Source organism: Proteus sp. fly-1008 (genome assembly GCF_040140305.1).
Taxonomy (GTDB): domain Bacteria; phylum Pseudomonadota; class Gammaproteobacteria; order Enterobacterales; family Enterobacteriaceae; genus Proteus; species Proteus vulgaris_B.
Genome location: NZ_JBEEWH010000001.1, coordinates 688456 through 715431 on the forward strand (window position 1 = coordinate 688456; position 26976 = coordinate 715431).

Annotated in this window: 25 protein-coding genes; 13 read left to right on the forward strand and 12 right to left on the reverse strand. The window is 37.2% G+C overall.

What is annotated here, in order from left to right; translation table 11 throughout:
- Positions 1–30 precede the first annotated feature (30 nt).
- Complete coding sequence (locus ABN256_RS03215) at positions 31–240, forward strand: YpfN family protein (RefSeq protein WP_036936107.1); 210 nt, start codon at positions 31–33, stop codon at positions 238–240.
- Here the strand turns inward: ABN256_RS03215 and ABN256_RS03220 are convergent.
- The 3 genes from ABN256_RS03220 to ypfJ all read right to left on the reverse strand — a co-directional run bounded on the left by ABN256_RS03220 (position 203) and on the right by ypfJ (position 3652).
- On the reverse strand, positions 203–2251 hold the full coding sequence (locus tag ABN256_RS03220) for a tRNA(Met) cytidine acetyltransferase TmcA (RefSeq protein ID WP_349439111.1): 2049 nt from the start codon (positions 2249–2251) through the stop codon (positions 203–205). The genes ABN256_RS03215 and ABN256_RS03220 overlap by 38 nt on opposite strands.
- Positions 2252–2253: 2 nt before the next feature.
- Positions 2254–2706, reverse strand: a complete 453-nt coding sequence (locus ABN256_RS03225; protein WP_006533030.1) for a DUF441 domain-containing protein — start codon at positions 2704–2706, stop codon at positions 2254–2256.
- A 61-nt stretch (positions 2707–2767) separates the two neighbouring features.
- Positions 2768–3652 carry a KPN_02809 family neutral zinc metallopeptidase gene (ypfJ, locus tag ABN256_RS03230; RefSeq protein ID WP_349439112.1) on the reverse strand — a complete coding sequence of 295 codons (885 nt, stop codon included), beginning with the start codon at positions 3650–3652 and terminating at the stop codon, positions 2768–2770.
- Positions 3653–3872: 220 nt separating this feature from the next.
- Between ypfJ and ABN256_RS03235 the strand changes: the two genes are divergently transcribed.
- Both ABN256_RS03235 and ABN256_RS03240 read left to right on the forward strand, forming a co-directional pair.
- A complete protein-coding gene (locus ABN256_RS03235) occupies positions 3873–4571 on the forward strand; it encodes a helix-turn-helix transcriptional regulator (RefSeq protein ID WP_196554066.1) in 699 nt (232 codons plus the stop codon).
- A 93-nt stretch (positions 4572–4664) separates the two neighbouring features.
- Entirely contained in the window at positions 4665–5276 is a 612-nt protein-coding gene (locus tag ABN256_RS03240) for a glutathione S-transferase family protein (RefSeq protein WP_196554065.1), read from the forward strand.
- A 143-nt stretch (positions 5277–5419) separates the two neighbouring features.
- Here ABN256_RS03240 and purC read toward each other — a convergent pair whose 3' ends face one another.
- From purC to dapA, 4 genes are all read right to left on the reverse strand, one after another.
- Positions 5420–6133 carry a phosphoribosylaminoimidazolesuccinocarboxamide synthase gene (purC, locus tag ABN256_RS03245; protein WP_072068417.1) on the reverse strand — a complete coding sequence of 238 codons (714 nt, stop codon included), beginning with the start codon at positions 6131–6133 and terminating at the stop codon, positions 5420–5422.
- A 507-nt stretch (positions 6134–6640) separates the two neighbouring features.
- A complete protein-coding gene (locus ABN256_RS03250; protein WP_196554064.1) occupies positions 6641–7231 on the reverse strand; it encodes a phosphatase PAP2 family protein in 591 nt (196 codons plus the stop codon).
- Positions 7232–7518: 287 nt separating this feature from the next.
- Complete coding sequence (gene bamC / locus ABN256_RS03255) at positions 7519–8565, reverse strand: outer membrane protein assembly factor BamC (protein ID WP_349439114.1); 1047 nt, start codon at positions 8563–8565, stop codon at positions 7519–7521.
- A gap of 16 nt (positions 8566–8581) precedes the next feature.
- Complete coding sequence (gene dapA, locus ABN256_RS03260) at positions 8582–9481, reverse strand: 4-hydroxy-tetrahydrodipicolinate synthase (protein WP_023581903.1); 900 nt, start codon at positions 9479–9481, stop codon at positions 8582–8584.
- 215 nt (positions 9482–9696) lie between these two features.
- Between dapA and ABN256_RS03265 the strand changes: the two genes are divergently transcribed.
- On the forward strand, positions 9697–10254 hold the full coding sequence (locus tag ABN256_RS03265; RefSeq protein ID WP_072068422.1) for a glycine cleavage system transcriptional repressor: 558 nt from the start codon (positions 9697–9699) through the stop codon (positions 10252–10254).
- An 18-nt stretch (positions 10255–10272) separates the two neighbouring features.
- Positions 10273–10743 (forward strand): thioredoxin-dependent thiol peroxidase, encoded by a 471-nt coding sequence (bcp, locus tag ABN256_RS03270; protein ID WP_072068424.1) that lies wholly within the window; start codon positions 10273–10275, stop codon positions 10741–10743.
- A 70-nt stretch (positions 10744–10813) separates the two neighbouring features.
- On the opposite strand, the gene ABN256_RS03275 is transcribed toward bcp, so the two are convergent.
- Positions 10814–11890 carry an AI-2E family transporter gene (locus tag ABN256_RS03275; RefSeq protein WP_349439116.1) on the reverse strand — a complete coding sequence of 359 codons (1077 nt, stop codon included), beginning with the start codon at positions 11888–11890 and terminating at the stop codon, positions 10814–10816.
- A 154-nt stretch (positions 11891–12044) separates the two neighbouring features.
- On the opposite strand from ABN256_RS03275, the gene bepA reads away from it, so the two are divergent.
- The 3 genes from bepA to ABN256_RS03290 all read left to right on the forward strand — a co-directional run bounded on the left by bepA (position 12045) and on the right by ABN256_RS03290 (position 15844).
- Complete coding sequence (gene bepA / locus ABN256_RS03280) at positions 12045–13517, forward strand: beta-barrel assembly-enhancing protease (RefSeq protein ID WP_196554061.1); 1473 nt, start codon at positions 12045–12047, stop codon at positions 13515–13517.
- Positions 13518–13525: 8 nt separating this feature from the next.
- Complete coding sequence (gene arsC / locus ABN256_RS03285; RefSeq protein ID WP_072068427.1) at positions 13526–13882, forward strand: arsenate reductase (glutaredoxin); 357 nt, start codon at positions 13526–13528, stop codon at positions 13880–13882.
- Positions 13883–14593: 711 nt separating this feature from the next.
- Complete coding sequence (locus ABN256_RS03290; RefSeq protein ID WP_109407721.1) at positions 14594–15844, forward strand: MFS transporter; 1251 nt, start codon at positions 14594–14596, stop codon at positions 15842–15844.
- A 207-nt stretch (positions 15845–16051) separates the two neighbouring features.
- On the opposite strand, the gene hda is transcribed toward ABN256_RS03290, so the two are convergent.
- The 4 genes from hda to upp form a co-directional block, all read right to left on the reverse strand.
- On the reverse strand, positions 16052–16759 hold the full coding sequence (hda, locus tag ABN256_RS03295) for a DnaA inactivator Hda (RefSeq protein ID WP_036938961.1): 708 nt from the start codon (positions 16757–16759) through the stop codon (positions 16052–16054).
- A gap of 250 nt (positions 16760–17009) precedes the next feature.
- Positions 17010–18215 carry a mechanosensitive ion channel family protein gene (locus ABN256_RS03300; RefSeq protein ID WP_072068429.1) on the reverse strand — a complete coding sequence of 402 codons (1206 nt, stop codon included), beginning with the start codon at positions 18213–18215 and terminating at the stop codon, positions 17010–17012.
- Positions 18216–18482: 267 nt separating this feature from the next.
- Positions 18483–19784 carry a uracil permease gene (uraA, locus tag ABN256_RS03305; protein WP_109407723.1) on the reverse strand — a complete coding sequence of 434 codons (1302 nt, stop codon included), beginning with the start codon at positions 19782–19784 and terminating at the stop codon, positions 18483–18485.
- Positions 19785–19974: 190 nt separating this feature from the next.
- Entirely contained in the window at positions 19975–20601 is a 627-nt protein-coding gene (gene upp / locus ABN256_RS03310; RefSeq protein ID WP_196554060.1) for a uracil phosphoribosyltransferase, read from the reverse strand.
- A gap of 231 nt (positions 20602–20832) precedes the next feature.
- Here upp and purM point away from each other — a divergent pair, with 231 nt between their 5' ends.
- The 5 genes from purM to ppx all read left to right on the forward strand — a co-directional run bounded on the left by purM (position 20833) and on the right by ppx (position 26879).
- Complete coding sequence (purM, locus tag ABN256_RS03315) at positions 20833–21873, forward strand: phosphoribosylformylglycinamidine cyclo-ligase (protein WP_349439118.1); 1041 nt, start codon at positions 20833–20835, stop codon at positions 21871–21873.
- Positions 21874–21886: 13 nt separating this feature from the next.
- Positions 21887–22516 carry a phosphoribosylglycinamide formyltransferase gene (purN, locus tag ABN256_RS03320; protein ID WP_349439120.1) on the forward strand — a complete coding sequence of 210 codons (630 nt, stop codon included), beginning with the start codon at positions 21887–21889 and terminating at the stop codon, positions 22514–22516.
- Positions 22517–22623: 107 nt separating this feature from the next.
- Entirely contained in the window at positions 22624–23214 is a 591-nt protein-coding gene (speG, locus tag ABN256_RS03325; RefSeq protein ID WP_072068434.1) for a spermidine N1-acetyltransferase, read from the forward strand.
- A 46-nt stretch (positions 23215–23260) separates the two neighbouring features.
- On the forward strand, positions 23261–25342 hold the full coding sequence (ppk1, locus tag ABN256_RS03330; RefSeq protein ID WP_072068435.1) for a polyphosphate kinase 1: 2082 nt from the start codon (positions 23261–23263) through the stop codon (positions 25340–25342).
- A 4-nt stretch (positions 25343–25346) separates the two neighbouring features.
- Positions 25347–26879 carry an exopolyphosphatase gene (gene ppx, locus ABN256_RS03335; protein ID WP_349439122.1) on the forward strand — a complete coding sequence of 511 codons (1533 nt, stop codon included), beginning with the start codon at positions 25347–25349 and terminating at the stop codon, positions 26877–26879.
- Positions 26880–26976: the final 97 nt, after the last annotated feature.

Sequence of the window (26976 nt, forward strand, 5' to 3'; positions counted from 1 at the left end):
AATAACGATTTTAAAACAGAAGGTTTATTTATGCACTGGTTTGCTGACTATTGGTGGGTTATTTTAATTCTTTTAGTGGGAATTATTATTAACGCAATTAAAGATATGAACAAAATCGATCCTAAACAATTTCTTAAAAATAAGCGGAAATTGCCCCCACACCGTGATTTTAATGATAAATGGGATGATGAAGATGATTGGCCTAAACAAAATCAAAACAAGAAGGATGAGAATAAGTAGCTAACCACTGTTGATAATGCGATGTTAATTGAGGATCTTTTTCAGTCATTAATTTCGCGCATTGTTCTCTTAGTTGCTTAGTTAAGACTTTTTTTCCTGATAAAGAAAATTCAGCCACACACTGCTCAACTGTTTTATTTTCTACAAAAAAAGCCACTAATAACGGGTAGTGTTGCTCATAACCTACCAAAAAGTTGGCCACACTCTCATAAACAGTAAGTACCGGACGATGAGCAAATGCAAAACCTGCCATCATTAACCAAGTGTCTTGTGATGTAGCAATATGATGGGGTAGCAATTTCGTTGATAAACAGATACCTGTTTGCTTTTTTATCTGCTGATATTGCAAAGCAAAAGCGCTTAAAGACGAGTGCAATAACTGTTCACCTTTTTCTGTTAGTGGATAAATGGCCATTGCTGCATAACATCCACTACTAGCCTCTTTATGTACCCCTAATCGTACTATTTGAAAGCCACATTTCATCCAAAACTGCGCTAAAACTTCGGTGTAACCAAAGCTCACTGAAAGGTAATCAATAGCCTGTTTTTGACTCTCGATTACAATATTAGTCATTAAAGTTGCAGCAATTTTCTGGCGCCGATATTGAGGTAAAACGGCGATTCGACTAATGCGCAATGAGGTTAAACACACCGCATCTGGTGTTAAACCATAGGTGACTAATGATTGAGCAAGTAGATTACCTCTAGGCCTACGAGTACCTAGCCATACATCATAAGCAAGTTCGAAAGGTAATCCCCCTTCTTCAATACACCACACGGCACCCACGATTTTTTTATTGATTGTCGCTGACCAATAATGCTGTTTTTGACCATCAAGTAAACGCCGTAGATCCAACGGTGTTGTTCGATAATGCGCACTAGTAAGTAGTTGATAAAACCCATGTAGCTGTGGAATATTATTATGCCAATTTCCTTGAAGCTTCTGGATATCGACTTCACCTTGTTGCTGACGTTCAAAATCATGCTCAGGCTCATCAAGTAATAACAACTGATTAAGCCAATTTTCTAATGGACAATCTTTAGCCCAGCGGATTGGTGTTTGTAATTGATAAGTGCGTAAATGAGGAATATTACCTCCTAATTTAAGCATAAAACCACGCCCTGTCCCCTCATAACCTTGTACTGTGGTTGTCATTAACACATTAGGAAAATAACCACATAGCACTTCTAATTGTGCAATTGGTAGAGAAGCAGCTTCATCAATAATCAACCAATCACTTTGAATTTCATTATTTTTGCACAGTGCTAATAAATTATCAGGAGAGTAATATGAAATAGCTTTGTTGGTATGGGAAGATAAAACATCAGTGCTATTCTTAGCAGGTGCACAAACTATCACATTACCTTGATATTGCTCGATAAACATACCAGCAAGCGCAGATTTTCCACGCCCTCGTGGTGCAATAACACTCCAAACACCAGATGTCGATATAAGCAAATTATCTAAAATCACTTGCTGTTCTGTGGTTGGTTCACCCTGTGGAAGTACCCAAGGTTTAGCTTTTTCAATCATTGTAGGCAACTTTAATACTGTTGATTGTTGCCACACAATCACTTGCTCATCACCTAATGTGATATCTTTTAGCCATACCATAAAGTTCGGTGTTGAAAGTGCACCTTGAGCATCATTCCAGCGCTGACTATCGTTATCTATGTAGCTATCCCAACTTTCAATATTGGGTAAACACAGGATCAATAAACTACCGGCTTTTAATGTGCCCGTTAACATGGCTAAAGCATCAGTATTAAATCCCTCATTAGCATCAAAAACAGCATGTAGAAACTCTCGTCCTAACAGACGAATAGCGTGCTCTGGTAAAATAGCATTAGGTTGGCAAGATGAAATCGTTATCCAATCACCTTGGCATAACTGGGTAATTTGCTGGATCTGTTCTGTTTGCCATGTAGGTTCGCCCGCTAATAGCAGTAATTGACGCAGCCCAAATCGCGCTAACTTTTGCTGGTATTGATGCAAATGAGAGAATGACACCGCTAGGATTTGCCAATTAATAATGAAAGAATACCAGCTGCAATTAATGGCCCAACTGGAACACCACGGAAAAGCGCTACTCCAATAACCGTTCCCACTAATAAGCCGGCAACCGTTGACGGCTGGTTATTCATTAAAGAAACGCCTCTAGCCCCCAGCCAAGAAACAGCGATACCAATAGCAATCGCTAATAGTGATTTCCAGTTTAAGAATGAATTAAGAACTTCTTGTCCTGATATACGCCCCGTTGCAATGGGAGTCATTACGCCGATGGTAAGAATTAAGATCCCTATAGTCATACCATATTTTTCAACAACAGGAAAATATTGATTTAATGGTGTTATTTTAATGACTAACAAAGCCAGCATGGCTAACGTCACAGTCATATTATGACTAATAATGCCGAGCCCAGCGAGAACCAGCAAAATTAATAATGAGGGATCAACATTGCTCATGTTTGTTCCTAACCCTTTCTCTTTATAGTGTTAATTGTCTTTTATTTACCAAAGAATGGTATTAGTTCAAAGACGAAGAAGCAAATGTATCGCAAGATTTAATATTGCCACTGTTATACCCACGCATAAACCAAGTTTTACGCTGTTCTGCGCTACCATGTGTAAAACTGTCAGGTACAGCATAACCTTGCTGTTGTTGCTGTAATTTATCATCGCCGATAGCTTGCGCTGTTTTAATTGCCGTTAATAAATCACTTTCATCAATACGGCCCTCACCTGCAATAAAATGCCCCCACATTCCAGCAAAACAGTCAGCTTGTAGTTCTAATTTTACAGATAAACGATTTGCTTCTGCTTTTGAGCGAGCCATTTGTTGTTTTTCGCGCATTTGGGTTGTAATACCTAGCAAATGCTGAACATGATGACCAACTTCATGAGATATAACATAGCCTTGGGCAAATTCACCACCACCACCTAAGCTATTTTTCATTTCATTATAAAAGGAGAGATCAAGATAGATTTTTCGATCCGCGGGACAATAAAATGGTCCCATTATTTTTGTGCCCGTTCCACATTGTGTTGTCGTGCTATTGGTATATAGCACAAGTTTAGGATCACTATATTGTTTTCCTGCTTGTGCAAAAATTGTTCGCCAGAAATCTTCTGTACTGGCTAAAATAACACTACTAAAATCAGCAGCTTCATTATAGAGTGCGGTTTGTTGTTCATTACGTTGTGGTGCTTGATTATTGCCACCTGTTAACGTGTTAAAATCAAATCCCATAAAGCTGGCGATAACTAAAACAATAATTATTACAAAACCATATTTAGTACGCAGTAAAAGTGCAATTAATCCTAATGGGAGATTGCCACCACCAGATGCAGAGGAAGGTTGCCCTCTTCTGTCTTCTACATTATTACTTCTTCGGCGATCATTCCAACGCATAACATATCCCCACGGTTTTAATAGGCTAATTTATCTTTATTATGAGTAAATTTATCACTTGATTTGAGATAATAACAAAAAATTGTCATCTCTATTCCCTATTTTTTGAGAGTAAGGTAATAGAGACTATTAGAGAAAATAACTCAACACACTTTAGTCATTTCATAATAGAATTCTTATTCCTAATCATCGTATTTTTTGTTAACACATTGAGATCTTAATGACTCGGACCCAGCGCTTACTCACTTTATTACAAATTCTAAAAGAAAACCGTTATCCGATAACTGCTGAGTCGCTCGCTAATAAATTACACATAAGTGTACGGTCGATTTATCGTGATATTGAATCTCTACGTGATCAAGGTGCTGAAATTACGGGCGAAGCGGGTATAGGTTATCAATTGAGATCAGGATTATTACTTCCTCCATTAACCTTTGATATTAATGAATTGGAAGCCCTTATCTTAGGATTACGTTGGGTTGAAAATAATACAGATAATGAATTAAGCTACTCGGCATTACGTGCGATTAATAAAATTAATGCCGTAGTCACAACACAGCATCAAACATTACTGGAGCAAAACACATTATTTGTTCCTACAAATCGAATTATTGAAGTTAACCATACTATTGCTAAAGATTTACGCTTAAGTTTACGTGAAGAGAAAAAAGCGAAAATTGATTATAAAGACGCTCAAAAACAATTAAGTCATCGTATTATTTGGCCGATTGCGGTTGGCTATTTTCAAGACTCGCAAGTCATTGCTGCATGGTGTGAATTACGCCAAAGTTATCGCCATTTTAGACTCGATAGGATTATTTCTTATGATGTATTAAGTGATAATTTGCCTTATCCAAAAAGTTATTTGCTCGATAGATGGAAAAAAGAGATCCTCAAAGATGCTCCTGACAATAACTGACACTCAACTTCCGTAATATCTTCCTTGCTGTTCCTCGTTTAGCGATTTCAGTTTAAACAAACATTATGTCAATCAACACAGTAAGGAAACATCATGAGTGAACTTATCCTTTATACTAATACAATGTCTCGCGGCAACACAGTTGAGCTTTTCTTAAAGATATTAAATGTACCATATCAGCGCATTGAATTAGCTTATGGCGAACCAATGCATAGTCCTGAATACCTTGCAATTAATCCGATGGCGAAGGTTCCTGCATTAGTTGATGGCGAATATATTGTTACAGAAACTTCCGCAATTTGTGCTTATTTAGCGGATAAGTTTATTGAGAAAGGATTCGCACCTGCACTAAATTCTCCTGAAAGAGCTACCTATTATCGTTGGTTCTTTTTTACCGCAGGCCCTATTGAAGCAGCATTTACAGTCAAAGATCTCGGTGTGGAGTTGAATGAAGAACAACAAAAGTCCTCTGGTTTTGGTTCATTTGAACGTGCCTTTCATTGTTTAGAAACGGGGCTAGCCAGTGCTAATCCTTATATTTGTGGCAAAAATCTGACTGCGGTTGATGTGTATGTGGGCTATTTCCTAATTTTCTTATGCAAATATGCACTCATTGAACCAACACCATTAATTAATCAATATATTGATAGTCTTGCACTTAATAATGAAATTAAACAATTATTAGTAAGTTTAGGATTACGATGATTATTCTTATTATTAAACGTAATTTTATCAATATAACTGCTTAATCATGTTCTTTTAATACTCTTTTTGAAAAAACAAAAGGTCAGTTTTTAAGCTGACCTTTTTTATTATATTGTTTTCTCTTTACGTAATCGTTTGCGTATTTAGTCTAAAGAAACACCAATTCGGCGTGCAACTTCTTCGTATGCTTCAATTAATCCGCCTAAGCTTTGACGGAAACGGTCTTTATCCATTTTATCTAAGGTATTTTTATCCCATAGACGGCTACCATCAGGAGAGAATTCATCACCCAATACGACTTTACCGTGGAATAGACCAAATTCGAGTTTAAAATCAACTAAAATAAGCCCTGCTTTATCAAACAATTCGCTAAGGACATCGTTTGCTTTATAGCTAAGACGTTTCATTTCTGCGAGGTTTTCTTTAGATACCCAATTAAAGGTTTCACAATAAGATTCATTCACCATAGGATCATGACGCGCATCATCTTTTAAGAATAAATCAAAAATAGGTGGGTTTAAAAGCATACCTTCTTCAACGCCTAAACGTTTAACTAATGAGCCAGCCGCACGATTGCGGATAACACATTCAACAGGCACCATATCGAGTTTTTTGACTAGCACTTCATTATCAGAAAGCAAACGTTCCATCTGCGTTGGGATACCCGCTTCTTCCAGTTTATTCATAATGAAATGGTTAAATTTATTATTTACCATGCCTTTACGATCAAACTGTTCAATACGTTGGCCATCTAACGCTGATGTATCATTTCTGAATTCAAGGATAAGAAAATCAGAAGATTCAGTGGTATAGACTGTCTTGGCCTTTCCACGATACAACTCAGCTTTTTTCTGCATCTGACACACTCCAAAGATGTGATAGGTTTAACAAGAAATTTGCTTCCCATACTCTACTCTAGATTAGATAAAAAAGCTTTTAAAACGTGAGAGCTATCACTAAAAAATCTTGAAGATAACACATTGATAACAGCACTATTTATAGAGAATAAAAGTGCATTATTATCTTTAATATTTAAAGCAATAACAATTAACCATTAAAAGTAATAAAGAGAAATTCTATAATAAGGTAAGAATATAGCGGATATAAAAAATCAAAATAAGAATATTTTTAGTTTATATCACTGTATCATCTCCTTTTTAGAGTTATATTATTTTCAATAATTAATTCATTTTTTATTACACCTATATTGAGTTGTTTTGAATAAAAAAACCAAATTAATTTCTTTTTTATTAGAAACTAATTTGGTTATATTTCTTATTACTAAGTTTCAACAAGATATTTTTATTCATTTAACTTTGTATTTTTTAAATATACCTACGAATAAAAATGGTATAAATTTTTTATTACATAATGAGACAATAGATTTCATAAGCAAACCAACCTAATAAGGCGCCTGCTGGTAAATCAATTAAATAGTGTTGTTTGGTAAACATACAAGATAAAGCAATAAATAATGGGAATAAGAAAACCCAAGGCCCTAATGTTGCATATGCAAGACAAGCAGTAAGTGTTGCAACTGAAACGTGCATACTAGGGAAGCAGTTTGATGAGTCATCAAAGTGTTGAACAAACTTAAGAAATTTCTCTGATGCTGTTTTTCCTGGGTTAATGGTTCGCCAATGTGCAGGGGTTGCAACAGGAAATACTACAAAGAAAAACATTTGCATGACTAACAGCACTATATAACTAAAAACAATCATAATAAATTGTCTTGAGTCTTGAATAATCCAGTTAAGATATAGAATTGCGGGATAATATAAGAAACTATAAATCCATGACCACCAAGGCCAGAAAGGAATTTTTTCATCAACAGGTGAATTAATTACTTTCACTTCTCTCAATGTATATCGTTGAGTAAAAAAATAAAATTGATAAACACCTACAATAAGTATCCCACTTAATATCAAGTGAATAATCATATCACCCGCACTCATAAATACTCCTTCATATAGTTAGAGAATGCTTTGTTATTTTTATTAAGAACAAGAATTGACGCAATATTACATAAATTTAAGAGCATTGCATTAAGATTAATATTATTAACAACACCAAATTAAACACTATCATTAAAAGAGCATTCAATTAATGACGAATTTAATAATGAATCTCTATTTAAATCTCCAAAAATAAAAATAAGTAGAGATTTCTGCCGATTAAAAACACAAAAAAAACCGCACAACTAATGTTGTGCGGCTTCTCTTTATTTTATAAAGCGGAATACCTATTTCACAGGTTTACTGAAAGCGGCTTTCAACGCTGCAACCATTTGATCATTCTGTGATTGTGTTAATGGTTTACCTTTATCACTGATAAATTGTAGGCTACTACGGTTATTTAAATCACCCACTTGTAATTTATAATCCGCTTCTTCTACAGTTGGTCTATCAACACCTAACGAGCTCCAGTTTGCGCTACTCATTCCTTTATAGGTCACTTCAACTGAACCTTTAGAACGAGTGCGGTCGCCCATTTTCATTCCCACGCTTTCTAATACGATTGGTAATCTATCCCAAACAACATCGAATGGCGCACGTACAATAATCACTGGAAGCCCTGCATTATCACTGCCACTCTGGACATCAATAATACCTTGAAGATTACTTGTAGCTGTATTTTCGCTTAAATTACGCATACGGTTTAAACCATCAACCAGCTCATTAAGCATTAAAATATTATAACGTTTTACTTCAGCTGGATCAGTAACGTCTGTTTCGCCTTGGCGTAAACCTTCGTTAGTCACTGTTAATGAAATTACATTACCCGTTTGAGCTATGACTAAGCGTTGACGTGTTTGGAAAGGCACGTTTTCATCTGCACGTAGCCATGTTATCCAATCAGTATGAATTTCTTTTTGCCCTGCATCACTTTTTACAATAGCAACGCCTTTATCCTTTAAGATAGCCGTTACTTGCTCATACAGTGTTGTATTTTCAGGAGTGCTAGGTAAGAACAGTTTGCTGTTATCTGCATTATTTTCACTACGTGAACCACTTAATAAGTTCAGAGCTTGAGTCGGTGGACGAATATCAAGCGCTAAGCCTACTGGCTCAGTTTTTTTAGGGGTTGGAATATCATATTCCCCATTTTGCAAAGGCAACACCATACCCGCCGGAATAGCTAAATTCTTTAGCCCTGCCGTCTCTAAATAAGACTCATCACCACTGACCTGACGTTTATAGCGCTGATCACTTGAACAGGCTGCCAGTAGAACCACCAGCGACAGACCCGCGACTTTCATAATCTTTGATTTATGCAATAGTGTTGCCATTAAAATTCCCTAAGTTTTACAGTATTCCCGCTGTTAACAGCGCTTTCTCGACAATTTGCTGACCTGATGATGTCAACGGAGTCATAGGTAAGCGCAATGTGGCGTCTTCAATCAATCCAATACGTTGACACGCCCATTTAGCTGGGATTGGATTAGGTTCAACAAATAACTGATGATGCAAGTCCATCAGCCGTCGATTAAGTTCACGTGCTTTTGCAAACTCACCCGCATTTGCTAATCGACATAATTCTACCATCTCTGACGCAGCAACGTTAGCAGTAACCGAAATAACACCATGGCCGCCAAGTTGCATAAAGTCTAATGATGATGCGTCATCTCCGCTTAATAAGATAAAACTATCATCATTAACCAACTCTTGGATTTGACTAACCCTACTTAAGTTCCCTGTCGCCTCTTTAATTGCCACAATATTATCCAACTTGGCTAAACGTGCAACTGTTACTGGCAATAAATCGCATCCCGTGCGTCCTGGCACATTATACAGGATTTGTGGTAGTGCGGTGCTTTCAGAAATCGCTTTAAAGTGCTGATACAAGCCTTCTTGTGAAGGTTTATTATAATATGGCGTCACACTTAAACAACCTGCAATACCTTTGTTTTCAAATTGTTGTGTAAACCAAACAGCTTCAGATGTTGCATTAGCACCCGTACCTGCAATCACAGGAATACGTCCATCTGCCATATCTAATGTCATTAAAACAACATCAACATGTTCGTCATGACTTAATGTTGCAGACTCACCAGTTGTACCGACAGAAACAATGGCAGCACTGCCTGCATTAACATGATAGTCAACTAATTTACGTAAACTAACCCGGTCAACATTGCCTTTTGCGTCCATTGGTGTAACCAATGCCACCATACTGCCTGTAAAATTAAATTCGTTATTCACCATAATCATTGCTCCGAGATAGACGTATACTCAATGGTACTCATTCATTGCTCTATTGAAAACTACTTAACTCTAGGTTTCTAATGAAATTTGCTAATATTCTTTGATATGAATTAAAGAGATATAATAATTGAAGATAGTGAGCAAGGGATCTTGGCAGAAATCAAAATTTGTGTTTACCTGTTAAGAATAAACTGAAAGTCAAAAGGAACCTCATTTTGCCCATACCTGATAAACATTTTCTCGTCATTACTGCATTAGGCGCTGATCGCCCAGGTATTGTTGATACCATTACACAATTAGTCAGCCAATGTGGATGTAATATCGAGGACAGCCGACTTGCGATGTTTGGTCAAGAGTTTACGTTTATCATGCTACTCTCAGGTGGCTGGAACGCTATCGCACAGCTAGAAGCGTTGTTGCCGATTAAAAGTGCGGAACTTGATTTATTGACCGTCATGAAAAGAACCAAAAATGGGGCTCCCATTACCTATCCTTCAACCATTGCAGCGAAGGTTGATATTGAAGATGCGCCCGGTATTGTAGAACGCTTTACTAATTTGTTTAGCCAGCATAATTTTAATCTTGCTGAATTAATTTCTAAAACGCACCCGTCAGAAGATGGCACACCTGCCCGTTTAGAAATACAAATCACGGCGCATAACCCATTAGATGATCACGGTCTTGTTATTAATGAGAAATTCAATCAGTTATGTACAGAGCTAAACGCTCAAGGCACAATAAGTATCGTAAATAGTCTGATGATGAAACAGTAAAAAATGGAGAATGACCAAATGAACCCATTAAAAGCCGGTGAAAAGGCACCTCAATTCAGTCTGCCCGACCAAGATGGAGAAATAATTAATTTATCTGATTTCGCTGGTCAACGCGTGCTCGTTTATTTTTATCCTAAAGCAATGACACCAGGCTGTACGACACAAGCTTGTGGCTTACGTGATGAAATGGATACATTAAAAAAGGCCAAAGTCGAAGTATTGGGTATTAGCACAGATAAATCAGAAAAACTTTCCCGTTTCGCTGAAAAAGAAATGTTAAACTTCACATTACTTTCAGATGAAGATCATAAAGTTGCAGAAGAATTTGGTATTTGGGGAGAAAAGCAATTTATGGGAAAAACTTACGATGGTATTCATCGTACTTCTTTCTTAATTGATAAAAATGGCGTTATTGAACACGTTTTTGATAGCTTTAAAACGACTAATCACCATCAAATCGTTCTCGAATATCTCGCCCAGCATCCGTAAATAAATACCTGTATTGATAAGACAACAGACAGTTTTCACTGTCTGTTTTTTTGCTAACTCAAAACTATCTTTAACTTTTCTTTATATGTTGCTCATTTGCAATTTCATCAGGTAATGCATGCAATACTGCTTTTATCAATGTTGCTAATGGGATAGCGAAGAAAACCCCCCAAAATCCCCACATACCACCAAATATAATCACGGATAAGATAATAACTAAAGGATGCATATTTACTGCTTCAGAGTACAAAATCGGTACTAATAAGTTGCTATCTAATCCTTGAACAACAAGATAAGCGATAAATAACGCCCAAAAATCAGAGCCTAATCCCCATTGAGAAAGCGCAATAACAATCACAGGGATCGTCGCTAAAACAGCGCCAACATAAGGTACTAAAACAGAGACACCTACAATAACAGCAAGCAGTACGGAATAACGTAGATCGAAGAAGGCAAAAACAAAATAAGTAAAGATGCCAACAATAACCATTTCTGTCACTTTGCCACGAATATAATTGGTTATTTGCTGATTAACTTCAATCCAAACTTGCGCTGCCAGTATTCTATTTTTTGGTAAAACACGACGTACGGTATTAAGCATTTGTTGCTTATCTTTAAGCAAAAAGAACGTCATTAAAGGAACAAGAATAAGATAAATAGAAAGTGTGATAACGCCAATTAATGAAGCTAAAGATACCTTTAAGACAGATTCAGCGACTGTTGAGAACTTACTACGTAAGTTTTCTGCCATCATATCAACAATACCCGCATCCATTAATGCGGGGAAACGATCAGGCAATTCATGTGCAAATGCATTGAACTTATTGATCATATTTGGGATATCAGAAATTAGTGTCATCCCTTGTTGCCAAACTGTGGGTGCTAAAATCAAAATAACGATAGCACTAATACCAATAAAGAGTGTCAGAATAATTGATACCGCCCATATGCGGGCGCATCCTAATTTCTCAAGTAAATGAGTTGGCCACTCTAAAAGATAGGCAAGCACAATTGCCACTAACAAAGGAGCGAGTATGCCACTGAAGAAGTACAGAATTAAAAAGCCTGCAATTAAGATAACCACAAGGGCGATAACTTGTGGATCAGCAAATCGGCGTTTGTACCATTGAACAAGCAAGTCCAGCATGAAAATAAAGATCCTTTATAATAATCAGAACAATAGAGCTATATATATTCATTCATATAAGCAATAATCTTTTGACAGATTTTACGTTAGGTTTTGCTATCATACATCATTAATTATTAATTTTTCGTTAAGATAGCCATCAGGATATAGTTGTATGAAACTCAGACTTAAAAAACCATTAGTCGCGCTTCTTGTTTCTGCGTTGCTATCAACATCAGTATTGCCAGCGCATGCTGCGATTGATATTGAAGACTCTTTACCTGATATGGGAACCACTGCAGGTTCAACGCTAAGTATTAACCAAGAAATTGCTATGGGAGATTACTATACTCGCCAACTGCGAAATAGTGCACCATTAGTTTTTGACCCTCTGCTTTCTAACTACATTAATAATTTGGGGCAAAAGCTGGTTTCTAATGCTAGCTCAGTCAAAACACCCTTTCATTTTTACTTAGTCAATAATCCCAATATTAATGCCTTTGCTTATTTTGGGGGGAACATTGTTTTACATTCCGCACTCTTTCGCTATAGCCGAAATGAAAGTGAGTTAGCCTCTGTCATGGCTCACGAAATCACGCATGTTACTCAGCGTCATTTAGCAAGAATGCTGGAAGACCAAGCAAAAACAACCCCTCTTGCACTTGCTGGGGTATTAGGCTCTATCCTGATATTTATGGCAAATCCCAATGCAGGTCTTGCAACCTTTACGGGGAGTATGGCGGGGATGCAGCAGAATATGATCACGTTTACACAAATGAACGAGCAAGAGGCTGATCGTATTGGAATTCAAACACTCTATCGAGCGGGGTTTGACCCCAAAGGGATGCCTGATTTTATGCAAATTCTTGCTGACCAAGTTCGCTATAGTTCTAAACCGCCTGAAATGTTATTAACACACCCCTTACCGGATAGCCGATTATCTGATGCAAGAAGCCGAGCCAGCCAATATCCAGCACGCCAACTTCCTCAGTCAGCAAATTTTCTATTCGCTAAAATGCGTGTGTTAACCATGCTAAATAAAAATCCCACTGCAGATAATGCATTTCAAACCACGCTTGATCAGTTTAAGCAAGGTACTGCGATTGAAAAATTAGCCGCCAATTATGCGCAAATACTCATTTACTCTCGTGATCGTAAATTTGATGACGCAAGAAAATTACTCACGCCAATGTTAGAAAAAGAACCTAATAATATTTGGCTTATCGATGCAATGACAGATATCGATTTAGAGCAAAATCGGGCAAGTGATGCTGTCGCAAGATTGCAATTGGCATTAAAACAGAACCCTAATAACAACGTTATTATTGCTAACTTGGCTAATTCTTATATACATAATAAACAATATAACGAAGCTAATCGCCTGCTTTATCGTTATACCTTTGATAATCCAAATGATCCTATTGGCTGGCAGTTAATGGCAGAAAACTCAGCTAAACAAGGTGATAGAGCCCATGAATTAGCGGCTTATGCTGAAGATTTAGCACTCCGAGGTGACTTTGAAACAGCGATCCGTTATTTAGGTGATGCAAGCAGACAAGTTAAACTGGGCAGTAACGACCAAGCACGCTTTGATGCGCGTATTGATCAGTTAAGAAAAATACAGCAAAGAGACAGTCAATTTAAATAAGGGACAACATGACCAAGAAAGTGACGATTTATCACAATCCACGCTGTTCAAAAAGCCGTGAAACCTTACATTTATTAGAAGAAATGCAAGTAACCCCTGAGATTAATCTCTACTTAGATACAGCGCCCTCAGTAACCGAACTTAAAACACTTCTTAAAGCGCTAGGGTTTGATGATGCAAGAAAATTAATGCGTACAAAAGAAGAGATCTATAAAACACTCAAACTTGCTGACGAAACATCGCAAGATGCGTTAATTCAAGCAATGCATGAAAATCCTAAGCTTATTGAGCGCCCTATTGTGGTTGTTGGAAATCAAGCCCGTTTAGGCCGCCCACCTGAGCAAGTGAAAGAGTTATTTAGCTAAGAACAGGAAAATTTAGCTAGGATCAGAAAATTAAAGCCTATACTTCACGATACGTGAGATAGGCTTTATTCTTTATGTTTTATCATTAATACCGCAACCGTTTACTCTATTTTCCCCATTTAGGCATAAATCACCAAATGTTATTAAATTGTAAACACAACAATTAATAAAGTGTTCTTTATTCCCTCAACAGAAAAAAATTAATCTCTTTTTGCTTTCAAAAAAATTCATCTCAGTTTCATATTTTTTATGGCTAATAAATCATCATTTTTTGGATAGTCTATCAAGATCACACTATCCCGCTATAGGTCACCTTAAAAAGAAAAAAATAATCATGTGTTTCATTTATATTGTGACTCAAGTCTCTTTACACAAATGCGTTCCTACATATCATGGACATCAGAAAATATGATAGCAGAGTTGATAAACACTAAATTCTCGCCACTCTATTTTTTCATTATCATCCAAGAAAGAAATTAACAAAAAAAATACATTTTAAACAGCACTGCAATACAGCAATAATCTTTCAATTTGTTATTTACTCTATCTCTTCTTTAGTTGTTAACTTTTAATTTGATGACAATTAATCGGTGTGAAATGAAGTTATAGATGTATATGAAATAAACAACGTTATAGCCAACATTATGGGCAATTAAAACTAACCAATCATCATTATGGTGTCGGGTGATTGCTAGGCTAATAGGAAAACAGATGAATATCGTACTTAGATTAAAACTTGTCTCATTCCTCCAGTTCTTTATATGGGGATCTTGGCTGGTAACATTTGCCTCGTACCTCTTTGGAGAACTGCATTTTAAAGGTAGTGATGTTGGGCTTATTTTCAGTGCTCTTGGGCTTGCCTCACTTATCGCACCTGTCATCATGGGATTTATTGCAGATAAAATAAATAACCGCAAATTAGTATTTATTACCCTGCATATTTTTTCTGCATTAGCATTAGTGTTGATGTCGCAAATGACGACTGTCACTACATTATTTTTTGCTACCTTGTTGCATTTATTGTTCTTTATGCCAAGTATTTCAATGGCAAACAGCATCATCTTTGAACTGTTAGAGCAAAAACATTTAGAACCTAACAACTACTTTCCAAAGATCCGCGTTTACGGCACAGTTGGTTTTATCGCGGCCATGTGGGTTATTAGTTTCTTAGGTTTAGGTAATAGCTATCATCAACTCTTTGTGGCTGCAATTGCTTCTATTATTCTCGCTGTTTTTGCCATGTTCTTACCTGCAACAAAAGCGGTTGATAAAAATGAAGCTAAAACAGAAGAAGTGGCATTTAGTCTTTCTAATATTTTGCAAGTTTTCAAAAAGAGAAACGTGGTTGTTTTCTTATTCTTTGCAACACTATTAGGATCTGTTCTGCAAATTACGAATACTTTTGGTGTACCATTCCTGCAGGATATTGCAGCATTACCAAACGCCGATGATTCATTCTTTGCACGTTATCCTTCTGTATTTTTATCTATTTCACAAATTTCAGAAGTCGTCTTTATTTTATTCCTACCTCTGTTACTAAAACGAGTAAGAATCGAAACTATTGTTTTATTTAGTATGATTGCTTGGATTTTACGTTTCGGTTTCTTTGCTTACGGCGATTACACATCATTAGGACAAATCGTCTTATTATTATCAATGATTGTGTATGGTTGTGCTTTCGACTTCTTTAATATTTCAGGTTCACTGTTCTTAGAAAAAGAGATCCCATTACAATATCGTTCAACTGCACAAGGTATGTTTATGACCTTAGTGAACGGTTTTGGTACTTATTTAGGTGCAATGTTAAGTGGCTGGGTCATTGACTTATACACCACAAATGGTGCCGTTGACTGGAAATCATTCTGGTTAATTTTCACAGGATACACGGTTGCAATTACTGCACTTTATCTGATTTTCTTACTGGTACCTCAGAAGAAAACTAAAGTAGTAGAAGCACACTAATTATTTAACCCTCCTCCTTTATTGTTTGTATTTCTCACCGCTTGCCTTTTATAAAGACAAGCGGTTTTTTTATAGTTTTTAATACAAAAAATCACCATTAAAAATAACGAAAAATCATTACTTTTAATTGGTTTAATTTAAACAATAGAGGAAAATTTGTGTTATTCACCTCACCTAATTTGATGAGGGATAATATTGAGGTAAAAGCTACAGTTTAAGAATATCTTTCACGAAGGGAATGGTGAGTTTTCGTTGAGCTACAATAGAAGCATGATCAAGTTCATCAAGCATTTCAAAGAGTGTCCGCATTTTTCTATCAAGGCGCTTTAACACAAAGCGACCTACATCTTCAGGTAACTCAAAACCACGAAGCTTTGCCCTTAATTGTAATGCTTGAATTTTTTCTTCATCGCTTAATGGCTGCAAACGATAAATTTGCCCCCAATCTAGCCGAGACGCAAGATCAGGAAGTTGTAATTCGATTTGGCGAGGTGGTCTATCCCCAGTAATTAATAAACAAGTTCGACCATGCTCTAAAACGCGATTATAAAGATTAAATAAGGCAAGCTCCCACTCTTCATCACCTGCAATACATTGAACATTATCGATACAAACTAATGATAGATGCTCCATGCCTTCAAGGACATCGGGAACAAAATAGGCTCGTTTATCAAGTGGAACATAGCCAACGGCATCACCTTTTAATGAAAGTTCAGCGCATGCAGCATGTAATAGATGGCTTTTTCCACCCCCGTCGCGGGACCAGAAATAGATATAACTGCCATGGGATTGATGAATGGCGGTTTGAATTGCCGCGACTAACGACGCGTTTTCTCCTGCATAAAAGCTATCGAATGTCTCGTCATCGGGCAGAGATAGTGGTAATGATAGCTGTGACGGCGTATTCAGAAGCACCTCACCTGAATAGTTTAATAAACGCGGTGATTCTAACACAAATTCTCACAAGGTCAGAACCAATATTAAAAAAGCACATGATACTGATTAAGATAACAGCAAGATTTTCGTGATAGCTTATTTTATGAACTCCTCATGCTTCAAGTTGCCCTATCATTGACTTTGTTTATTTACACGAGTTGCCAAGCTATACCTCAAATTATTTAGCATAAAATTAAAAAAAGTATTCTTTGTTTAATTAATGTTTTTATTATCTGAATTTTAATTTCGCAACATCATTACCTGAAGGTTGCTGATAAATATCAAGCTTAAAATATTTAGCTGATGCATTTATATACTCAAAAATTTCAGATTGTGTTTCTTCATATTCTACCCATGTCGTCGCTCTGGTAAAACAGTATAACTCTACGGGTAATCCCATGGGGGTTGGTGGCATTGTTCTTATCACTAAATACATATCAGGCCTAACATCACCACGCATTTTTATCCAATTTAGCATGTACTTTCTAAATAGCTGTAAATTGGTGACCCCTTTTGTTTCTAGCCACACATTAATATCGCCAATCTCTTCTTCTTTGCCTTCAAGCATAGCTTCTATGCTTTTACGAAGAGGAACTGTATTTTTTAATTCAAGGACCAATTCTTCCGTTGCAAATGAAATCGAAGATTGGTCAATATAAAAGCTACGTTTAATCCGACGTCCTCCAGATGAAAACATCGGTTGCCAGTTAGTGTATTTTTCCGTCAAAAAATCTTTGGTTGGAATACGTGAAATCGTATTATCCCAATTACGGACTGTGATAGTGTGTAATGCGATATCAATCACCTCACCACTAATATTACTACTTGGAAGTTCTATCCAATCATAAAGCTTTAAGACTTTACCGTTAGAAATAAGAATATTGGCAACAAATGAGATAAGAGTATGTTGAAAAACAAACATTAATACCGCAGCAATGGCACCAAAACTTGAGATAATAATAAGTGGTGATTGTTCAGTAAAAAGTGCAATGATCAAAATAAAAGAAATTATCCAAACGACGATTTTGGCAATTTCAATATAACCTTTAATGGAATTGTTCCGATGCCACGCCTTTTTTGCATGCCTAATGTTAAAAATATCGAGAGCATTATTAAGCAATGAGGCAATATTGATAATAATAAAAGCTCGAGCAACCGTCTCAAAGATAACATTCATCTCATGAGAAAAAGAAGGTAGTAGCTGATTAATATAAAGAACTAATGTTACTGCAACTATAGAGGCACTCTTTTTAGCAATGTCTTCTATCGTTTCTTCATCTGAAAGTTCAGTAAATAAAAAAAGTAATCGCTTTGCAATTCGGCGGAAAATCATCTTGGCGAGAAACCATACCACCAGCAACACAACAACTAAGAATATTGTGGTAAATATTTGCTTTGATGTTATGAAATCATAAATTTCAATGAGTTTTTCCATAAATTACGTTATACCTTTTTTGAGTCTTTCCCAACCTTAAAACGAATATCACTTAAACAGTAACTAAATGCCTATTTCGCATAAGAACAGACATCCATTGTCTCATTTATTTTATTTAAATAAACATCATGATTGAATTATTGATGCTTTTCTAAGTTTTAAACACTCAAAAAATCAAATATCTTAGTTTTTAATTTTAACATAAAAACAGGGTGCAATAAAAAAGACGGATATAATCCGCCTTTTTCGTTAACTTCAACATATCACTTATTTTTTATTTGCAGTACCACTGACTGATTCAATCGTGTTATCTACAAATTCTGATTCAGGTCGAACAACACTGACTAATTTAAAGATTAAGCTTAAAACAATACCCACAACTGTTGCTAAAGCCATGCCTTTTAATTCAGCTGCACCAATGTGAATTGAAGCGCCACTCACACCAACAATCAGAATAATGGCAGTTAATATCAAGTTTTGCGGTTTGTTGTAATCCACTTTTGAATCTAACAAGACACGAATACCTGATGCACCAATGACACCATAAAGCAATAAAGATACTCCGCCCATCACTGGAACAGGAACAGCAGCAATAGCGGCGGCTAATTTACCTACACAGGATAATAAGATTGCAAATATTGCCGCGCCACCAATAACCCATGAGCTATAGACTTTGGTAATTGCCATAACACCAATATTTTCACCATATGTGGTATTTGGCGTTGAACCAAAGAAACCCGAAATTATGGTAGAGAAACCGTTTGCGAACATAGAACGATGTAAGCCTGGATTTTTCATTAAATCGCGTTGCACAATATTTGCTGTAACAACAAGGTGACCAACGTGTTCAGCAATAACCACTAATGCCGCAGGCAGAATAATGAAGATTGCACTCCATTCAAAACGTGGTGAATAGAATGTCGGTAATGCAAACCAATTAGCTTCTTTAATAGGCGTAACATCAACAGCCCCTAAGAAGAAAGAAAGCGCATAACCTGCTAATACCCCTATAAGAATAGGAATAATTGCAAGGAATCCTCTAAACATCACTGAACCTAAAATAGTGACACCTAAAGTGACCATAGAGATAAGCAATGTTTGATTATCTACTGGTGCATCTGCACTTGGTAATAAACCCGCCATTCCTGCCGCGGTTCCTGCTAATTCTAACCCAATAACGGCAACGATTGCGCCCATTGCCGCAGGTGGAAACATCACATTAATCCAGCCTCGCCCTGCTATTTTTACAATACCTGCCACAAGACAAAATAACACGCCACAAACGATGAATCCCCCAAGCGCTAATTCATACCCTAATGGTAACAACAAAAGCACTGGTGAGATAAACGCAAAACTTGAACCTAGATAAGCAGGAATGCGTCCTTTACAAATAAAGAGATAAAGCAGGGTTCCGATCCCGTTAAATAACAATATTGTTGCCGGATTAACTTTAAATAATATTGGCACAAGTACGGTAGCGCCAAACATTGCAAACAGATGCTGAAGGCTCAACGGAATTGTTTGTAATAATGGTGGGCGCTCTTCTACCCCGATTGCACGACGAGTCATGCTTACGACCTCTCTTTAATATGAATGTGAAATTGGTTTGTATTTTTAACTTTATACTCGTCTTATTTTAAGTCGCCATGTTGCTGTCTAGGCCCACTCGCACTAGTCATCTAACTGCTCCTTAAATATGTAGAGTATAGAAAAAATAAATGGTCCAAAAAAAAGCCGACTATCAAAGTCGGCTTAATTATTATTTTGTACCAAATATCTTATCACCAGCATCGCCAAGACCTGGAACGATGTACCCATGCTCATTAAGATGGCTATCAATCGATGCAGTATATAACTCCACATCTGGATGAGCTTCTTCTAATGCCCTAATACCTTCTGGAGCAGCAACCAGTACTAATACTTTAATTGAAGTACAGCCCGCATTTTTTAATAAATCAATTGTGGCAATCATAGAGCCGCCTGTTGCTAACATAGGGTCAACAACAAGAGCCATACGCTCTTCAATATTGGATGCTAATTTCTGGAAGTAAGGGACGGGTTTTAAGGTTTCTTCATCGCGGTAAACGCCAACTACACTGATTCGGGCACTAGGAATATTTTCTAATACTCCATCCATCATCCCGATACCTGCACGGAGGATAGGAACTACTGTGATTTTTTTTCCTTTAATCTGTTCTATCTCTACCGGACCACACCAACCTTCAATTGTTACCGTCTCTGTTGCTAAATCGGCGGTAGCTTCATACGTCAGTAGACTGGAAACTTCTGAAGCCAGTTCACGAAAGCGCTTAGTGCTTATATCATGATCTCGCATCAGCCCCAATTTATGTTGAATGAGTGGGTGTTTTACCTCAACGATCTTCATAATTTCTCCTAATGTACGACGCAGCCTGACAAAAAAATCGCGAGATTATACCGCTTTTTTGCCAACATTCCATCGTTTTTCTATTGATATTGATCAAGCGCACAGCTTTTAACCACACCAACATGAATAATTGTGACCTAGAAAGAAGATCCTCGCAAACGTTTGCTTTGCCTGTTAGAATAGCGTCCGCACACATTTTTTCTTAACAGCAACTTGCCGTGAGGGCTCTACGTGACTAACAAATCCTCTCTCAGCTATAAAGATGCCGGTGTCGATATTGATGCAGGTAATGCTTTAGTCGATCGTATCAAAGGTGTAGTAAAAGAAACTCGCCGTCCTGAAGTTATGGGGGGTTTAGGTGGTTTTGGTGCACTATGTGCAATTCCATCTAAATACCGCGAACCTATTTTAGTTTCAGGCACCGATGGTGTGGGTACAAAACTCCGCCTTGCGATGGATTTAAATCGCCATGATGACATCGGTATTGATTTAGTCGCAATGTGTGTCAACGATTTAATTGTTCAAGGCGCCGAACCCCTTTTCTTCCTTGACTACTATGCCACAGGAAAATTAGATGTCGATACCGCAGCTCGGGTTGTAACTGGTATTGCTGAAGGCTGTAAACAATCAGGCTGTGCATTAGTAGGTGGCGAAACAGCAGAAATGCCCGGCATGTATCATGGCAATGATTATGATATCGCAGGCTTTTGTGTCGGCGTGGTTGAAAAATCAGAGATTATTGATGGCAGTAAAGTTAAAACAGGTGATGCATTAATTGCTTTAGCATCCAGCGGCCCTCATTCTAATGGTTATTCATTAGTCAGAAAAATTCTTGAAGTCAGCAATACACAAGCTGATAACACATCATTAGGTGAAAAATCACTTGCCGATCACCTATTAGCGCCTACACGTATTTACGTGAAATCACTGCTGTCATTAATTGAGAATGTTGATATTCATGCAGTTGCACATATTACAGGTGGCGGTTTCTGGGAGAATATTCCTCGCGTACTACCTGAAAATACGCAAGCTCGTATCAAAAGTCACAGTTGGGAATGGCCTATCGTCTTCAAGTGGTTACAAGAAGCGGGACAAGTTAGCACACATGAAATGTACCGCACCTTTAACTGTGGTGTCGGACTATTAATTGCGGTTAATCCAGATGATGTTGAAAAAACATTAGCACACCTTGCAGAATGTGGTGAAAATGCATGGCTTATCGGTGAAATTGCGCCACAAGCCGCAGGTGAAGCACAAGTCATTATTAACTAATGAAAACATGTGAATGAAAAATATCGTTGTCCTTATTTCAGGAAACGGCAGCAACCTACAGGCGATTATTGACGCCTGTAGGGCAAATAAAATCACAGGTAATGTGGTTGCTGTCTTTAGCAATAAAGCGGATGCTTATGGCCTCGAACGTGCAAAACAGGCTGATATTCCAGCCTATTTTATTGATCCATCCCAATTTAATGATAGAGCTGATTACGATAAAGCGCTAATCGAAAAAATTGATGTTTATCAGCCTGATATCGTGGTTTTAGCAGGTTTTATGCATATTCTATCACCTAGTTTTGTCACTCATTATCAGCATAAATTATTAAATATTCACCCTTCTTTGCTTCCTAAATATCCGAGGTTGCATACTCATCGCCAAGTTTTAGCAAATAAAGAGTCTTTTCATGGTGTTACCGTCCATTTTGTTACCGAAGAACTTGATGGTGGCCCAATGATTATTCAGGCACGTATTCCTGTTTTGCCGGATGACACTGAACAATCATTACAAGCTAGAATACAAATAGAAGAGTATCGTATCTACCCATTAGCAATCAGCTGGTTAGCTGAAGACCGATTGACTATGAAGAATAATCAAGCTTTCCTTGATGATATTGCGTTGTTCGGCAGCCTTGATTAACTATTTCGCTTAAGCTAAAAAGTCACATTGTGCTACACTGTAGCCCGCGTGACTTTTTTTGTGTCACCCTTTTCTCTTTTTTATTCAATGCATTCACCGAGGTGCTTATGTCCGGTGGTAGGAAAGTTCCACCTATAAAATTACGTCCTCTCGAACGAGAAGATCTCTCTTTTGTCCATCAACTTGATAACAATGCCAGTGTTATGCGCTATTGGTTTGAAGAGCCTTATGAGGCTTTTATTGAGTTAAGTGACTTATATGAAAAACATATTCACGACCAAAGTGAACGCCGTTTTATTGCTGAAAGTGAAGGCACTAAAGTGGGACTTGTCGAGTTGGTTGAAATTGATTATGTTCATCGTCGTGCCGAATTCCAAATTATCATTGCACCTGCACATCAAGGTCATGGCTATGCAGCACGAGCAGCAAAATTAGCGATGGATTATGCTTTTTCTGTACTTAATTTATACAAACTCTATTTAATCGTTGATAAAGAGAATGCTAAAGCGATTCATATTTATGAAAAGCTTGGCTTTAAAAAAGAAGGTGATTTAATAGATGAGTTTTTTGTTAACGGTGCCTATCGTTCTGCAATTAGAATGTGTACATTCCAAGCACCTTATTTTGAGCAAAAAGCCAAAGAAGCAAAACCCGAAAATTTTGTCAAACCGGGTGCGACTATTAAGCAACATGTCTGATTTATTCAGATATTAAGATTTAACTTTAACCCTAGTTGGAGTTCAGATGTCCCAGGAACGACTCTATATTGATAAAGAGATCAGTTGGCTTGCGTTTAATGAACGTGTATTACAAGAAGCGGCTGACAAACGAAACCCGTTAATTGAAAGAGTCAGGTTTCTGGGGATCTATTCAAATAATCTTGATGAGTTCTATAAAGTCCGTTTTGCTGATGTTAAACGCCGTATCTTAATTAATGAAGAGCGAGGCTCTCGCTCTGCTTCAAGTCATGCTCGCCATCTTATCAAAAAAATTCAATCAAAAGTGGCTAAGGCTGACCAAGAATTTGATGCTTTATATAACGATTTATTGCTTGAAATGGCACGAAATCAAATCTTCTTAATCAATGAACGTCAAATATCACCTAATCAACAAATCTGGTTACGCCAATATTTTCGTCAAAACTTAAGAAAACACATTACGCCTATTTTAATTAATCCTGAAACCAATTTGGTTGAATTTCTTAAAGATGACTATACCTATTTGGCCGTTGAAATTGCACAAGGGCAAACTATTCATTACGCCTTATTAGAAATTCCATCAGATAAAGTTCCTCGTTTTGTTATTTTGCCAACTGATCAAGGGCGTAGTAAGAAAAAGTCCATGATTTTATTGGATAATATTTTACGTTACTGCCTTGATGAAGTTTTTAAAGGTTTTTTTGATTATGACTCATTGAATGCTTATTCTATGAAAATGACGCGAGATGCGGAGTACGATCTTGCGACAGAAATGGAATCAAGTTTACTTGAAATGATGTCCTCAACCTTAAAACAACGCCTTACCGCAGAGCCTGTGCGTTTTGTTTATCAACGTGATATGCCAGATGAGATGGTGGCATTACTGCGCAGTAAATTAGGTTTATCAAATAACGACTCCGTTATTGCAGGAGGGCGTTATCATAATTTTAAAGACTTTATTAACTTTCCAAATGAAGGTAGCAAATTTCTATTAAATAAGCCTATTCCGCGTTTACGCCATATTTGGTTCGATAATTTCCGTAATGGTTTTGATGCCATTAGGGAACGAGATGTCTTACTTTATTATCCTTATCATACTTTTGAACATGTGCTGGAATTGTTGCGCCAAGCCTCTTTTGACCCAAGCGTTATTTCAATTAAAATCAATATTTACCGTGTTGCAAAAGACTCTCGAATTATAGACTCCATGATCCATGCTGCACACAACGGTAAACGAGTCACTGTGGTTGTAGAATTACAAGCTCGTTTTGATGAAGCGGCCAATATTCATTGGGCAAAACGCCTAACAGAAGCGGGTGTTCACGTTATATTCTCTGCGCCAGGTTTAAAAATTCATGCGAAATTATTTATTATTTCTCGCTTAGAAGATGGCGAAATTATTCGCTATGCCCATATTGGTACAGGGAATTTTAACGAAAAAACGGCGCGCCTTTATACTGACTATTCGCTCTTAACTGCAAATACTGAAATTACCAATGAAGTACGTCGCGTTTTTAGCTTTATTGAAAACCCTTATCGCCCTGTTACTTTTGAGCATTTGATGGTTTCACCTCAAAATTCACGAACTCTTTTAAACCAACTAATTACTAATGAAATTCACAGTGCTCAAGCTGGGCATCCCGCAGGTATTACATTAAAAGTGAATAATTTAGTCGATGAAGAGTTAGTTAATCGTCTTTATGACGCATCAGAAGCGGGAGTCAAAGTCCGACTTTTAGTGCGAGGTATGTGCTCTTTAGTCCCTAATCAGCCAGGATTTAGTGAGAATATTCAAGTCACCAGTATCGTTGATCGTTTTTTAGAACATGATCGTGTTTATGTCTTTACTAATAAAGGTGATGAAAAAATCTTCTTATCTTCTGCCGACTGGATGACGCGAAATCTTGACTATCGTATTGAAGTTGCAGTGGCTTTGCTTGATCCTCAACTAAAACAGCGTGTTCTTGATATATTAGATATTCAATTTAATGACACCGTTAAAGCGCGTTTTATTGATAAAGATTTAACAAATAGCTATGTTCCTCGTGGAAATAAACGTAAAATTCGTTCCCAGCTTGCTGTCTATGAGTACATTAAATTGTTAGAACAACCAGGGGAACGAGCGTAATTTTATGCCTTTATCACAAGATGACTCTTCACCACGCCCTTTAGAAATTGCAGCTATTGACCTCGGTTCTAATAGTTTTCATATGATAATTGCGCGCATTGTTAATGGCGCATTGCAAGTATTAAGTCGCTTAAAACAGCGTGTTTATCTCGCTGATGGCCTTGACGATAATAATGAATTAAGCGAAGAGTCTATGTTACGTGGACTTTCCGCCCTTTCCCTTTTTGCTGAAAGGTTACAGGGTTTTCCTGCCGAAAATGTTACCGTCGTTGGCACACATACATTACGTGTTGCGACTAACGCTAAAGTCTTTCTCCAACGAGCAAAAGAAGTTATCCCTTACCCTATCGAAATTATTTCTGGACATGAAGAAGCCCGGCTTATCTTTATGGGCGTTGAACATACACAATCGGAAAAAGGTAGAAAACTCGTTATTGATATTGGTGGTGGCTCAACAGAATTGGTTATTGGCGAAAATTTTGAGCCGATCTTAATTGAAAGCCAGCGCATGGGTTGTGTTAGTTTTAGTCGTCAATTTTTTCCTGAGCAAAAAATCAGCGAATCTGCTTTTCGTAAAGCGCGAGAAAAAGCAGCACGTAAAATGGAAAAAATTGCATGGCAATATAAAATGACCGGATGGGATGTGGCTTTAGGCGCATCGGGTACAATTAAAGCAGCTCATGAGATCTTAGTTGAGTTTGGCGAAAAAGACGGTGTTATCACCCCCGAACGTCTACTTATGTTAACAAAGCAAGTGTTACGCTTTAAGAAATTTAAAGATATCTCATTGCCGGGATTATCCGATGAGCGTAAACATGTTTTTGTACCGGGTTTAGCGATTTTATGTGGCATTTTTGATTCTTTAGGATTAAAAGCACTACATCTATCTGATGGTGCGCTACGTGAAGGTGTGCTTTATGAAATGGAAGGTAGATTTCGCCATCAAGATATTCGCCAACGTACAGCAAAAAGCCTTGCCGAACACTATAATATTGATAGAGAGCAAGCAAAGCGCGTGCTTGAAACCATGCAATCCCTTTACGAACAATGGGCACAACAAAATCCTAAACTCGTTCGCCCTGATCTAGAAGCTATTTTAGTATGGGCTGTCATGTTACATGAAGTCGGATTAAGCATTAATTTAAGTGGATTGCACCGCCATTCTGCCTATATTCTTTCAAATACAGATTTGCCGGGTTTTAATCAAGAACAACAGCTATTATTAACAACCTTAGTTCGCTATCACCGAAAAGGGATTAAGCTGGATGAACTACCTAAATTTAATCTTTATAAAAAGAAACAGTATTTCCCACTTGTACAAATACTGAGGTTAGCAACTTTACTTAATAATCAGCGACAATCAACGACAAAACCAGCATCTTTGCGTTTAGTTACTGATGAAAATCACTGGACTCTTTATTTTCCTAAAAAATATCTTTCTGATAACACATTGATGGAATTGGATTTAGAAAAAGAACAAGAGCATTGGCAGTCAGTTCCTGGTTGGAAACTGGATATAAAAGAGGAATCTGCTTAACAATATGATATTATACAGAAAAAGACGCTAGCCAATGCGTCTTTTGTTGCATCTATCATACAACAACTATCACATAACAACATAGGTTTGATTTGTG

What these genes read in the sequence shown, in the direction of transcription:
- uraA (WP_109407723.1), bottom strand. Translation starts at nt 19,784, where the DNA reads ATGACTCGTCGTGCAATCGGGGTAGAAGAGCGCCCACCATTATTACAA.
- bepA (WP_196554061.1), top strand. Translation starts at nt 12,045, where the DNA reads ATGAAACTCAGACTTAAAAAACCATTAGTCGCGCTTCTTGTTTCTGCG.
- bamC (WP_349439114.1), bottom strand. Translation starts at nt 8,565, where the DNA reads ATGGCAACACTATTGCATAAATCAAAGATTATGAAAGTCGCGGGTCTG.
- ypfJ (WP_349439112.1), bottom strand. Translation starts at nt 3,652, where the DNA reads ATGCGTTGGAATGATCGCCGAAGAAGTAATAATGTAGAAGACAGAAGA.
- ABN256_RS03225 (WP_006533030.1), bottom strand. Translation starts at nt 2,706, where the DNA reads ATGAGCAATGTTGATCCCTCATTATTAATTTTGCTGGTTCTCGCTGGG.
- speG (WP_072068434.1), top strand. Translation starts at nt 22,624, where the DNA reads ATGTCCGGTGGTAGGAAAGTTCCACCTATAAAATTACGTCCTCTCGAA.
- bcp (WP_072068424.1), top strand. Translation starts at nt 10,273, where the DNA reads ATGAACCCATTAAAAGCCGGTGAAAAGGCACCTCAATTCAGTCTGCCC.
- ABN256_RS03300 (WP_072068429.1), bottom strand. Translation starts at nt 18,215, where the DNA reads ATGGAAAAACTCATTGAAATTTATGATTTCATAACATCAAAGCAAATA.
- ABN256_RS03250 (WP_196554064.1), bottom strand. Translation starts at nt 7,231, where the DNA reads ATGAGTGCGGGTGATATGATTATTCACTTGATATTAAGTGGGATACTT.
- ppx (WP_349439122.1), top strand. Translation starts at nt 25,347, where the DNA reads ATGCCTTTATCACAAGATGACTCTTCACCACGCCCTTTAGAAATTGCA.
- ABN256_RS03275 (WP_349439116.1), bottom strand. Translation starts at nt 11,890, where the DNA reads ATGCTGGACTTGCTTGTTCAATGGTACAAACGCCGATTTGCTGATCCA.
- arsC (WP_072068427.1), top strand. Translation starts at nt 13,526, where the DNA reads ATGACCAAGAAAGTGACGATTTATCACAATCCACGCTGTTCAAAAAGC.
- ABN256_RS03290 (WP_109407721.1), top strand. Translation starts at nt 14,594, where the DNA reads ATGAATATCGTACTTAGATTAAAACTTGTCTCATTCCTCCAGTTCTTT.
- ppk1 (WP_072068435.1), top strand. Translation starts at nt 23,261, where the DNA reads ATGTCCCAGGAACGACTCTATATTGATAAAGAGATCAGTTGGCTTGCG.
- ABN256_RS03240 (WP_196554065.1), top strand. Translation starts at nt 4,665, where the DNA reads ATGAGTGAACTTATCCTTTATACTAATACAATGTCTCGCGGCAACACA.
- upp (WP_196554060.1), bottom strand. Translation starts at nt 20,601, where the DNA reads ATGAAGATCGTTGAGGTAAAACACCCACTCATTCAACATAAATTGGGG.
- ABN256_RS03235 (WP_196554066.1), top strand. Translation starts at nt 3,873, where the DNA reads ATGACTCGGACCCAGCGCTTACTCACTTTATTACAAATTCTAAAAGAA.
- purN (WP_349439120.1), top strand. Translation starts at nt 21,887, where the DNA reads ATGAAAAATATCGTTGTCCTTATTTCAGGAAACGGCAGCAACCTACAG.
- ABN256_RS03215 (WP_036936107.1), top strand. Translation starts at nt 31, where the DNA reads ATGCACTGGTTTGCTGACTATTGGTGGGTTATTTTAATTCTTTTAGTG.
- dapA (WP_023581903.1), bottom strand. Translation starts at nt 9,481, where the DNA reads ATGGTGAATAACGAATTTAATTTTACAGGCAGTATGGTGGCATTGGTT.
- purC (WP_072068417.1), bottom strand. Translation starts at nt 6,133, where the DNA reads ATGCAGAAAAAAGCTGAGTTGTATCGTGGAAAGGCCAAGACAGTCTAT.